The organism is Fulvivirga kasyanovii (genome assembly GCF_009711405.1).
GTDB lineage: Bacteria > Bacteroidota > Bacteroidia > Cytophagales > Cyclobacteriaceae > Fulvivirga > Fulvivirga kasyanovii.
In genome coordinates this window covers 33785-45557 of the sequence record NZ_SMLW01000668.1, presented here as the reverse complement: position 1 = coordinate 45557, position 11773 = coordinate 33785, and the positions used below count along the sequence as shown (strand labels likewise).

14 protein-coding genes are annotated in these 11773 nt (G+C 43.2%); 7 read left to right on the top strand and 7 right to left on the bottom strand.

Annotated features, from left to right (window positions below):
* A partial coding sequence (locus E1163_RS27050; protein WP_155176315.1) for a DeoR/GlpR family DNA-binding transcription regulator occupies positions 1-726 on the bottom strand: 726 nt, incomplete at its 3' end.
* Positions 727-812: 86 nt separating this feature from the next.
* Between E1163_RS27050 and E1163_RS27045 the strand changes: the two genes are divergently transcribed.
* The 4 genes from E1163_RS27045 to E1163_RS27030 all read left to right on the top strand — a co-directional run bounded on the left by E1163_RS27045 (position 813) and on the right by E1163_RS27030 (position 4056).
* Positions 813-1352 (top strand): 5' nucleotidase, NT5C type, encoded by a 540-nt coding sequence (locus E1163_RS27045; protein ID WP_155176313.1) that lies wholly within the window; start codon positions 813-815, stop codon positions 1350-1352.
* A gap of 5 nt (positions 1353-1357) precedes the next feature.
* Positions 1358-2488, top strand: a complete 1131-nt coding sequence (locus E1163_RS27040) for an MFS transporter (RefSeq protein ID WP_155176311.1) — start codon at positions 1358-1360, stop codon at positions 2486-2488.
* A gap of 233 nt (positions 2489-2721) precedes the next feature.
* On the top strand, positions 2722-2943 hold the full coding sequence (locus E1163_RS27035; protein ID WP_155176309.1) for a hypothetical protein: 222 nt from the start codon (positions 2722-2724) through the stop codon (positions 2941-2943).
* A 39-nt stretch (positions 2944-2982) separates the two neighbouring features.
* Positions 2983-4056, top strand: coding sequence for a Gmad2 immunoglobulin-like domain-containing protein (locus E1163_RS27030; RefSeq protein ID WP_155176307.1), 1074 nt, complete (start codon positions 2983-2985; stop codon positions 4054-4056).
* A gap of 16 nt (positions 4057-4072) precedes the next feature.
* Here E1163_RS27030 and E1163_RS27025 read toward each other — a convergent pair whose 3' ends face one another.
* The 4 genes from E1163_RS27025 to E1163_RS27010 form a co-directional block, all read right to left on the bottom strand.
* Positions 4073-4516 (bottom strand): DUF2267 domain-containing protein, encoded by a 444-nt coding sequence (locus tag E1163_RS27025; RefSeq protein WP_155176305.1) that lies wholly within the window; start codon positions 4514-4516, stop codon positions 4073-4075.
* A 217-nt stretch (positions 4517-4733) separates the two neighbouring features.
* Positions 4734-5831 (bottom strand): fatty acid desaturase family protein, encoded by a 1098-nt coding sequence (locus E1163_RS27020; protein WP_185156228.1) that lies wholly within the window; start codon positions 5829-5831, stop codon positions 4734-4736.
* Between the two features lie 170 nt (positions 5832-6001).
* Positions 6002-7222, bottom strand: coding sequence for a sialidase family protein (locus tag E1163_RS27015; protein ID WP_155176303.1), 1221 nt, complete (start codon positions 7220-7222; stop codon positions 6002-6004).
* A 1-nt stretch (position 7223) separates the two neighbouring features.
* Positions 7224-7718, bottom strand: coding sequence for a TlpA family protein disulfide reductase (locus tag E1163_RS27010; RefSeq protein ID WP_155176301.1), 495 nt, complete (start codon positions 7716-7718; stop codon positions 7224-7226).
* Between the two features lie 151 nt (positions 7719-7869).
* Here E1163_RS27010 and E1163_RS27005 point away from each other — a divergent pair, with 151 nt between their 5' ends.
* Positions 7870-8385, top strand: a complete 516-nt coding sequence (locus E1163_RS27005; protein ID WP_155176299.1) for a hypothetical protein — start codon at positions 7870-7872, stop codon at positions 8383-8385.
* A 5-nt stretch (positions 8386-8390) separates the two neighbouring features.
* On the opposite strand, the gene E1163_RS27000 is transcribed toward E1163_RS27005, so the two are convergent.
* Both E1163_RS27000 and E1163_RS26995 read right to left on the bottom strand, forming a co-directional pair.
* Complete coding sequence (locus E1163_RS27000) at positions 8391-9128, bottom strand: DUF72 domain-containing protein (protein ID WP_155176297.1); 738 nt, start codon at positions 9126-9128, stop codon at positions 8391-8393.
* Between the two features lie 226 nt (positions 9129-9354).
* Positions 9355-10044 carry an SIMPL domain-containing protein gene (locus E1163_RS26995; protein WP_155176295.1) on the bottom strand — a complete coding sequence of 230 codons (690 nt, stop codon included), beginning with the start codon at positions 10042-10044 and terminating at the stop codon, positions 9355-9357.
* A 113-nt stretch (positions 10045-10157) separates the two neighbouring features.
* On the opposite strand from E1163_RS26995, the gene E1163_RS26990 reads away from it, so the two are divergent.
* Together E1163_RS26990 and E1163_RS26985 are read left to right on the top strand one after the other, a co-directional pair.
* On the top strand, positions 10158-10823 hold the full coding sequence (locus E1163_RS26990) for a TetR family transcriptional regulator C-terminal domain-containing protein (RefSeq protein WP_155176292.1): 666 nt from the start codon (positions 10158-10160) through the stop codon (positions 10821-10823).
* A gap of 6 nt (positions 10824-10829) precedes the next feature.
* The coding region (locus E1163_RS26985; protein ID WP_155176323.1) for an ABC1 kinase family protein at positions 10830-11773 on the top strand (944 nt) is incomplete at its 3' end.

The window sequence follows — 11773 nt, the reverse complement described above, 5'->3', positions numbered from 1 at the left end:
CCTGATATACGGTTTTAGCTTCGGCTCATCCGGCTGGTTGGTTATGATGGTACCTATGTCTTCCGTTGGACAGATGTAGTATGGTTCCACGGTTTCCAGTTTTTCAATGGACGAGAGCGCCACTACCTCCTGGGAGTTGTTGATCATAACCTTCTTTACCTCACTTTCTTCAAAGTCAGGAGTAGTAACTCCCAGCGATGAATGAATACTGCAAATGCCCAGCAGACAGAGGTCAGCTCTGATATTCTTAAAAAAACGCAGGGTTTCATGGCCTGTGGTTACAAACGAGCGCTTAAACAGCCTTCCTCCGGCAAACAATACCTCAGCATTTTTGTGTTCTTCCAGCATGGTCACTATCGGGAAGCTGTTGGTGATTACTGTAATTTTTAAATCTTCAGGCAATATACTGGCTACAGCAAGCGCTGATGTGCCTCCGTCAAAGATCACTACCTGGCCGTTGTGGAGCAGGGGCAGGGCTTTTTGGGCTATGATCTGCTTCGATTCGCTGTTGTAGCCAATGCGGTCCCTGAAATTATGCGGGACAGGTGAATGAGGGATTGCGCCACCCCGAACGGCTTTAAGCAATCCCTGGTCGTCCAGTTCCTTGATGTCCCGGCGGATAGTGTCCGTGGAAACATTCAATTCATCACTAAGCTGGTTTAACAGTACTTTGTTTTCGGTATTAAGCCTGTTGAGAATATACTGGAAGCGCTCTTCTTTTAACATATTTTGCAATTTTATGCTGCATACTTTGCAATAATATGCAATAATTAAATACTTTTGAAGTAAAATATTGCATAAATCTATATCATATGTCAAAGAAGAAGAAATCAATAGCCATAGACATGGACCACGTGATCGCCGATATTGAGCACCAGATGATCGACTGGTATCATAAGAAACATGGCGTGCTGGTGCAGAAGGAAGCTATGGAAGGGGTGCCTGAAGGTGCGGCATTTCCTGAACTGGAAAAAGTGCGGCAGTTGCTTTTTGAGCCAGGTTTTTTCCGCTCTGCACGGGTTATTCCCGGAGCACAGGAGGCAGTGGAAAAACTATGGAATGATTTTGATGTTTATATAGTTTCTGCTGCCATGGAGTTTCCACAATCACTTTTCGAGAAATACGAGTGGCTTAAAGAACACTTCCCCTTTATAGGCTGGAAAAATATTATTTTCTGCGGAGATAAAAGCGTGGTAGATACTGATTTTATGATTGATGACCACATGAAGAACCTTAATTATTGTAAGGGGCGCGGCATATTATATACTGCCTGTCACAATATGGCCATAGACTATGATGTACGGGTAAATGATTGGGAAGAGGCACTCAGCTATCTTTATGCAAACCATTAATAAGTATGACACCTATTAAACGCTCGCGTATTGCCGTAAGCCTGATCTTCTTTTGCTATGGGTTGTGCTTTGCAAGCTGGGCATCCCGGATACCTACCATTCAGCAGGTGTTGCAGCTCTCGGAGGCAGAGTTGGGAGGTATTTTATTTGCGTTACCTGTGGGCTCGCTGGTGTCCTTACCGCTTTCAGGGTTTCTTGTAGCGAGATTTGGCAGCCGTCCTGTAGTTATTGTGGTAGCGCTTACCTATGGATTGTCTTTGATCTGTATAGGCCTGGCACCCAGTGTTGTGCTACTGATAGCGGCTTTGTTTATGTTTGGCTTAATAGGCAATATGCTGAACATCTCGGTAAATACCCAGGCCGTAGGGGTGGAGTCTGCTTATAATCGCAACATCATGGCCAAGTTTCACGGCATGTGGAGCCTCGCCGGCTTTGCCGGAGCAGGGATTGGTGCTTTGATGATTGCTCTTTCTATTTCCCCACCTATTCATTATACGATCATAGCTGTCTCCATACTCGGAGTGCTTTTTTACAGTTTCAGGTATCTTCTGCCCAAAGATGTAAATACCGATCCGGACAAGCCGCTTTTTTCGCTCCCGGACAAGTCTTTGATGGTGCTAGGTGTTATTGCCTTTTTCTCCATGATGTGTGAAGGTGCTATGTTTGACTGGAGTGGCGTGTACTTTAAAAAAATAGTGGCCGTTCAGGAAGAGTGGATCGGAATTGGTTATACGGCATTCATGATCGCAATGGCAGGTACCCGCTTTGTTGCTGATACCCTCGTACACAGGCATGGTTTGAAAAAGGTATTAATGGTTAGCGGTTCATTAACGGCTTTGGGGTTGACAGTGGCCGTGATCTTTCCATACTTTGTTCCTGCTACTATAGGCCTTTTTATTGTGGGAATAGGCGTATCATCGGTCGTTCCCCTGGTGTTCAGTGTGGCCGGTAAATCTAAAACACAATCCCCGGGAGTGGCTCTGGCTTCTGTATCTACCCTGGGCTTCTTTGGTTTTTTACTTGGCCCGCCAATTATTGGTTTAATCGCCGGAGCTTCTGACCTCAGAGTATCCTTTGTCTTCCTGGCGGTCATAGGTGCCATAGTGGCTATACTTTCCGGTAAGGGAGTAAAGTAGACATGAGTAATTTCAGGGGAAGCGTAAAACCTGTGGAGTGGATCGAAAAAACAGGAACGCTCAACGTAAAGCGAAGCAATGAAAACTGAGCCTATTGCTACCGACCACTGTCTGTCAAACAAAGAGGTAAAAAGTTCGTGTCTCCTCCGAAATTCCGACCGAGCCGTAATTGCGGTAGCCTGCCTAATGGTATGAAATATGCACCTTATTTCATATAACCAAAAGATGATAACATGAGGATTCTTGGATATTTATTTATAGGGCTAACCATTTTACTGTTTTTGATTTTTGGGTTGTTTGTGCCGGAGGCGCCGATGGAGAGCGATTATGGATATACATACACCTGGCCGTTATATCTCATGATAGTAGGGGTCACAGTCGGTGTGGCATTATTGCTTGTTGATTGGAATGTAAGAAGGCAAAAGCAAGGTAAGACCAGGGATGAAACTCATTGATCAGGATCACGATATGAGGAAAAAATTTCACAAAGTGGTATGAGAAAATATTTATTATTATTAACAGGACTATTATTTATTTATGCATGTGAAGTAGATACTACCAGAACCAATTCCGGGCAGTTAACCCAAAATATGCCCGACTCGCAGGTATTGAAGTTATCCGAAAAGGGACAGGTAGTAGATCGAACATATGATTGGAAAAAGTACAAAAACAATCATTATCGGTTTAATATAGAATATCCCGAGCAATGGAGAGTGATCGAAAGCACACAAAACCCGGATATACCGGTAATCAACATTTATAGCAAAGAATTTGACAACGGGTTCAAACTCCCTTTAATGATCCATGAAGACTCCCGGATCTCACATATTTCTTTTTACCCAAAAGGCCTGGGTGTTGATGGTCCTGCGGGTACTAACATCAGCTTAAGTGAAGCCGAAACCAACCTGCCGACTCCTTTTCAACTGGATTCCTCCAGATCGAAGGCTTATCAGCTTAATGATGGGGAAGTATGGGGTTATTACCTTAAACCGGAAAAATTACCAAAGAGCAACTGGACGGAACACGGGTTTATATTTGTGCAGGCACAGGTGAGTGATCATGAGTTGAAATGTTTTGATAATTCAGGTAAAGAAAAACCTATCAGCCAATGTAATACGATGGGAGGAACGGACAGGTTGATACGTTACGGAAATGTGGATGAGGGAGATATGCAGTTGATAAAACACATGTTGGGTACTTTAAACTTTGTTGATGGCACTAAGCCCAGAAAAGCACTGTCTGACCTTATACAAGTAGAGAATATTGGTCAAAATGATACCATTAGGCCACCGGTAGTGATCAAGGGAAAGGCAAGGGGACCATGGTTTTTTGAAGGACAGTTTCCCATTGAAATTGCTAATGCCAACCGCAAAACCATAGTCCGGGATGTTGCAAAAGCAGATGGTAAATGGATGACTTCCGAATGGGTAGATTTTAAGGCTACGATGGATTTTGCCGTAAATGGAGAGAATCAGAGAGGTTACATCATTTTACGAAGGTCTAACGCCTCAGGAAAGGCCGAACTGGATAGGTCATATACACTGCCCGTCGTTATTGACGGACAGTAGATTTTTTGAATTATAATTATACCGAAGTTATCAGGCTCTTAAGTTCTTTGGGCAACTGCTCCTCAATATGCTTCATTTGGCCTTTATCGATGTACTTGCCCAGTTTGCCTATTGTTCTTACTATAATATCTTCTGTTGAAATCCCCCAGTCAAACTGGTCTTCACCGTATTTCTTTTGCCGTTCCTTAACATCATTTTTAAACTCCTCTACGGAGTCAAATTTATTCGGTTTTTCCTGGTACTTCCATTGCTCCACATAAAGCGCCTTGAGCATCATGGGAAGTTGGGATATCACGTCAAAGGATTCACTGATGGTTATTCTGTCGCGTAGGGAATGAAGAACGGCCCTGAGTGCGGTAAGAACCTGCTGCTGATCCTCCGGATGGCCTAGTTCATCAGACAGTTCGTTGATGAATTCGTTGCCTTCCCGTGCAAATTTATCAAACTTTACAGTGCTCATAGTTTTGAAATTTTATGGTTCTCAATTGCATAAGAAAGCACAAAAAGCAAACCAGAGCACCTGTTAACAGATGTAAGATTATAAGGTTGGGATGTATTGAATTAGCGATGTATGGAACAGGACAGACGGATAAAACCATATCAATACTCTCTGAAATTCTACACCTCTGAGCATAAAAATACTCAGGTACTTATTCATTCAATTGTAAAAGCAGGTATCAGATCACATCATATTTTCCCAAATCCCTCAGCATCCTGGCATGATGTACAATGGCGGCCAGAAAATTGGGCTGTGAATGATAGGGTAAACCAAACTCTTCGGCTGTTTCCTTCACTATTTTAGAGATCTTTTTATAATGTACATGACATATGGTAGGGAAGAGGTGGTGCTCGATCTGATAGTTCAAACCGCCAACATACCAGCCTAATATCCTGCTTTTCGGGCTAAAATTGGTTGTAGTATAAAGCTGATGGACCGCCCAGTCATTTTCAAGATTACCTTCTTTATCAGGAAGCGGGTACTTTGATGATGGCATAACATGGGCTGGCTGAAACACACACCCAAGAATGAGGCCTGCGGTAAAGTGCATCGCAATAAAGAACAGCACAACCTGCCACCAGACAATACTCAAAAAGATGATAGGCAATACAAGAAATACTATATAGTACACGACCTTCGCAATGATGAGCCGGGTAAGCTGAGTAGGCATTTTTATATTATGGGATTTGGTAAGCCCCATTTTTTGGTATCTGTATAATTGTCTGAAATCTTTGGTAGTGATCCACAGAAAGGTCATTAAACCATACAAACCCCAGCCATAAATGTGCTGTACCCTGTGCAGTTTGTATCTCTTTTTGTGAGGTGACAATCGCATGAGTTTTCCGGGGTCAATATCTTCATCCATGCCATCCACATTGGTGTAGGTATGGTGCAGTACATTGTGCTGGATCTTCCAGTTGAGGGCACTTCCCCCAACGATGTTGATCAGATAGCCCAAATATTTATTTACCTTTTGATTCTTGGAATAAGCTCCGTGATTGGCATCATGCATGATCGAAAAGCCGATACCGGCCATAGCCACCCCCATCACGATCCACATACCCAGAATAGCCCAGGTGTTGGTAAGCAGGCCCGACATCATCACTACATAAGGGACGATATACATCAGCAACATGGCAACAGTTTTAATAACCATATGAACGTTTCCATACTTGGATATGCCGTTGGTTTCAAAATAATCACCGACTCGTTTTCTGACTACTCTGATAAAGTCAACACGATTATCTCTGGAAAATTTAATGGTTTTGTGATTCATGCAAATTGAGGGAATAAAATCAAATATAGCTAATATAGGTATGAAAACGCCTGAAAGGCAAGTTTAATTATTCAAAAGTGATACTTTTAGACGATTAACGCCTCAGCAGGAGAGGAACGGAACCTGTTCAAGATAGGTTCCATTTTTGATATTATCATTTTGTTTGATTGTTATAAATCACTCCAAATGGCGGTCTTGATCGTTTTCTCTTTATGGTCTGTCCATGCAAAAATCACATCATTACCCTTTTTAGTCATTTGAGGAAAGCCACTGGACCTTGCCTCCGAAGAGGTGGCAACTTCAATGGGAGCTGATTGTGAGCCCGATTTATCAACCTTGACAGCTTTGATGCTGCTACCTTCCATCCAGCTTACCACGGCCTGGTCCTCATTGAGCAATACTACGTCTACACGGCCAATGACCTCATTGCCTCCTACACGTATCGGCTCATGAAAGGAATTACCTCCATCGTAAGAAAAAGCAAGCTTGACCTGGCCCTGTCCTTCGGGAGCTGAAAACCAGCCAACTGCAAGTGTATTATTTATGCTTGCAACCCGGGGTCCGTTGACAGGGCAGCCGGCTATTTTCCAGTTATCAGCATATACTACCTGTGGGCTGGTCCATGTACTATCGGCCCACCGGATGATGGACATGTCCCTGATTTCATCATCAGACCGATCACGATAAATCACTACCGGCCCATTTTTGGTAAGAGCAGCGGTAGTCTGGCAGCAGTCGCAAACCCGGTTGTCTAATTGCCATTCTTTAACTTTTGTGCCGGTAGTATCAACGATAGCTGCCCGCAAGGTCATAGCTCCGCTGCCATGTCCTTCCGAATGCCCATGTTGCTCTGTGGTGTCTGTTGAAACCATATTCCTTCCGTCCAGCCAGAATATAAAATATTGACCCTGGTGTGGTAGCATGCTTACAAAACCATGTTCTGCCTGCTTGCCGTCATCATGCAAAGTTACCGGGGCTGACCAGGAGGCTCCGTTATCGGCAGAGTGAGCGATCTTGATATCATATGAGTAAGTACCGGTACCACTTTTTTTCAGAAAATGAGCTAAAAGATGTTGTTCAGAGCTGGCTGATATCATCGGGTAGTCAGCCCAGTTTACAAACCAGTCAGTACCTTTGGCAATGGTTTTAGGTATCGACCATTGTCCCTGATCGAGCCTGGAATATTTCAAGAGGGCGGAATCGTGGCTGGTTTCCACCCAGGAGAGGTATACATCACCCTGATCGCTGGTATAAAGGTAAGGTTCGCCGCTCACTGTATCTGCCGGTGATATAAGCGTAGTCAATTTATAATCGGTAACCTTATCATCACTCGTTTGCCGACAAGCTGCGGCAAACAACGAAAGTACGGCCAGCAGTAAAAAAACTCTCATATTATTTTGTTATAGCATCTTTGATAAGTTGTATACTCTCTTCGCTATTCCAGTCGCGAGCCCCCATTTCGGTGAATACAAGTTCGCCCTGTGCATTAATGATGTAGGTCGTCGGCAACCCCTGAATGTTGAGTTGGGCAAGCGGCATATCCAACTGGGCATAGTTAAACTTATATCTGTGAGAGCGGGCAAAGCTTTTGATCTGGGCCCGGGGCTCGTTGGACACCAGTAAGAATTCTATATTTTCATCTTTTAGGGCTTGGCTGGCTTTTTCAATAGAAGGCATCTCTTTTATACAAGGGCGACACCAGGTAGCCCAAAAATTGATCAATAAAGCTTTGCCTTTGTATTGATCCAATGCCAGATCATCGCCATCAAGCGTTTTTAATTTTATATCGTTTACCATGCCACCGGCTTCGGTTGCCGTTTCCGATGTAGTACTGCTTGTGCAATTGAGGGTAGCCAGTGCTATGATAAAAACAACTATTCTGATCATAATTAAGACTTTAGGTTTGTTAAAATTATTTCTTAATTCAGACAACTCATAATTTGTTTTTGTTTTATATCAGTTTAAATAAAGACCGGCATTGAATCAAAATAATATGTTAAACGTTATAAGGTCTTGGTCTAACCTTCATAATTGCTATATGAAAATTATCTTTTACTCTATGTTGATCCTGACTGTATCACTGGCAGCGTGCTCGGATGATGATCAGGGGGAAAACAATCTTTTTACAGGCAGGGAAGTAACTTACAACCTTTTGCAAGGATCCGATTTCCCCGTTTATGGTACGGTTACTTTCAAAGAGCGTAAGGACCTTTCATTGCAGGCAGAAATTAAATTGGAGGGCACTGAGGGAGATGCTGTACATCCTGCCCATTTGCACTATGGAGATATATCCGACCCAGATGCAGAAATGGCTCTCGCCCTTACAGATTTATCTGCAAAAACAGGGGAAAGCTTAACGATCATCACTAAACTAATGGATGAAACACCATTTGATTATAATGACCTGCTGGAGTTTGATGGCAGCGTGAAGGTACACCTGGCGGCAACAGGGGATGGCAAAAATGTGGTACTTGCCGGAGGCAATGTGGGCAAAGGAGCCAAGACTACAAATACAAACGGAAGGGTCACCATTGCAGTTTGTAAAAGCCAGTGATGCTATTATGCATGTTGCTCTTCTTGCGCTAAAAGCTCTTTTAGCAGTAGCCCATTTTCCACTGCCCGGATGTTGTAGTCGTTGTTGAAATAGACAAAAACTTCTTTGGCTTCCAACTTTTCTATTTGGCCCTTCCAGTGGCTGAGCTGCTCTTCGGAGTAGTTATAGTCGTACCAATCCGTTTTGCCGTGAAAGCGTATATACGCAAAGTCCGTGGTAGTAACCGTATCTTCGGGCAAATCGCCGGGAGCTGAAATGATACAATAGGCAACCTTGTACTTCCTCAGTATATCATAAACCTCTTCATTGAACCATGAGGTGTGGCGGAACTCAATAACGTTTTTATAATCTGTTGAAAGCGCTTTACAAAATCCGGTTAGCCTTTCCTTATCCATTTTTAAACTGGGCGGAAGCTGCCAGAGTATGCTGCCCAGCTTCTCTTTAAGTATGTCAGCCAAATGGTAAAAATATGCCACACTTTCTTTAGGGTCTTTCAAGCGTTTAACATGCGTTACATACCTGCTGCCCTTTAAAGTAAACAGAAAGTCTTTCGGTGTGCGGTCATACCAGCCCTGCACGGTAGTTTCTTTAGGCATTCTGTAAAAAGAATTATTGATCTCTACGGTATCAAACTTCTCAGCATAATATTCCAGCCATTTTTTCTTATTGAGATCCTCAGGGTAAAATTTACCAGCCCAGTCGTTGTAGTAAAAGCCTGAACAGCCAATGTGATAATTTTTCATAGCATGTCATATTTGGTGGTATATACATATGAGCAAGCTGTATGCCTTGTATCAATTTATTGATAATGAGTACATTGTGCGGATTGGGTAGGAAAAGATTTCTACTCGGTGGGGAATTGGTTTTTTCAAGAGGAGTTTGAAATAATAGGTGAGCAGTGTCGTCTTAAGGGAAGGCGTGTAGATAAAGAGGCCATACCATAATTATGAATGGCCTCCTTACATTTATTTAATCGATCTCAAAAACCGCTCTGATATTTGACTTGAGCTTTATGGTTTTGAATTCCAGGTCAGACTGGTAGCTTTCATCCTGGGAAGCTTTGGAATAAGCCATAGACCGTTCGTACATCGGTTGAGGGTCTCCAAAGTCTACTTCCTGTATTTCAAGGGCGCCGCCCAGTTCTTCGCCTATGCCTTTCAGTAAATAAGCAGCTTTTTCTTTGGCCGATTTCAAAGCCTGTAGTTTCAGGTCATTTTTATATTCCTTGATCTTGGAGTGCGTTACTTCCGCCACATTCATGCTGTTCACCCCTTCAGGATCAAGCTTCTCGATCAGGTTATTGATCATTTTTACATTAGAGACTTTAAGCTTAAAACTTTTTGTGGCCAGGAAGTCATCACTTTTCTTCTTCCTCCAGTCCCAGTTATAGCCATAAATGTTGTCAACAGTTAAGTTCTCTTTGGGAAGTCCCAGTTGGTCTACCGCTTTCACCAATTGAGACTCCAGCTTGTCCATGTTTACGATCTTGGTATTCTGCTTATATTCCTTCAGGGCAATGCGCAGATAGATCTCATCTGGCACCACCTCTAATTCGGCTGTTCCCATTACTTCAATTTTCTTGATCAATGGCTGGTTTTGTTGCTGTGCATATGTCATTCCGCTGATAAATAGTGCTAATAATAAAGCTAATTTTTTCATAGTTGTTTTACGTTTTTAATAAAGATGCAGCATGATGAAAAATTCCATAACTGATGCAACGATTTTTAACGTTTGGAGAGGAACTTATGTTTTAAAGACACGTTACTACAGGTATGGAACAAACGAAGAAAAGATCAACAAAAGCGAAGGCAGAGCCTTCATCAAAAATAGCTGAGGCTTATCGCGAATATGTTCTGCTCAATGGCAGCCAGCCGCCTTCTGTTTTTCAGTTTATGAAAAACCTAAAAATGAAGGAAGAGGTATTTTATGAGCATTATGGCTCATTTGAAAACCTGGAAAAAGATATTTGGAGAGGCTATATAGCCGAAACAGTTTCTGTGCTTCATAATGATGATAATTATGCAGCCTATTCATCCAGGGAGAAACTTCTGGCATTCTACTATACATTGGTTGAAGTGCTCAAGAAGGATAGAAGTTATGTGACCTACTCATTCAAACACGTAAAAAGGCCCGAACTTACACCTGCATTTCTGAAAGGGTTCAAAGCTGATTTCATTGATTATGCACAAGGTATATTGAACGAAGGCCTTGATACGGACGAAATAGTAAAGCGGCCGTTGATCTCTGAACGGTACAAAGACGGACTTTGGCTGCAGCTTATGTTTGTTTTGAACTTCTGGCTTAAGGATGATAGCAAAGGATTTTCCAACACCGATGCTGCTATCGAGAAGTCAGTAAATCTCTCCTTCGAACTCATGGGGCGGGGACCTCTGGATACTATGGTTGACTTTGCAAAGTTCCTTTATAACAACAGGTAGTCGTCTATGAAGGAACAGGCAAGAATCCCCACTTCCAAAGTGGAGCGGGCATCCCGGTTTATACGTACCGGGGCCAAAGTTGGAGGAAACTACATCAAGCATTACAGCAAAAAACTGCTCAACCCTGACCATACCAGGGACGAACTGGACGCTGATAATGCCGAAGACATCTACGAGTCGCTGAGTGAGCTTAAGGGCAGTGCTCTCAAAGTGGCGCAAATGCTGAGTATGGACAAAAACGTGCTTCCGACGGCATATCAGGATAAGTTCTCTTTGTCTCAATACAGTGCACCGCCACTTTCATATCCCCTGGTTGTTAAAACATTCCAAACCTATCTGGGCAAGGGGCCTGATAAGATCTTCGATTCTTTTTCGAAAAATGCAGTGAATGCTGCGTCTATCGGGCAGGTGCATCAGGCCGAACTGGATGGTAAAAAGCTGGCCGTTAAGATCCAGTATCCCGGTGTTTCCGATAGTATAAGCTCAGACCTGCGCATGGTCAGGCCTATAGCTGCTCAAATGTTCAATATCAGCAAAAAGGAACTTGACCTGTTTATGGGTGAAGTGGAATCAAAACTTCTGGAGGAAACGGATTACAAACTCGAAGTCAGGCGGTCGATGGAGCTTTCTGAGCATTGTTCACATTTAGAGCATGTGGTGTTTCCTCAATACTATCCGGAACTGTCCGGCGACCGCATCATTGTTATGGACTGGCTTGATGGCTTGCATTTGAAAGACTGGCTCGCGCAAAACCCATCTCAGGAGGAGCGTGACAAAGTAGGGCAGGCGCTCTGGAATTTCTATGACTATCAGATGCATACCCTGAAGCAGGTGCATGCTGACCCACATCCCGGAAACTTCATCATCACCCCGGCCGGAGAGCTGGGGATCATTGACTTTGGATGTGTAAAGGTGATACCTGAAAAATTTTACCAGCCTTACTTCAAACT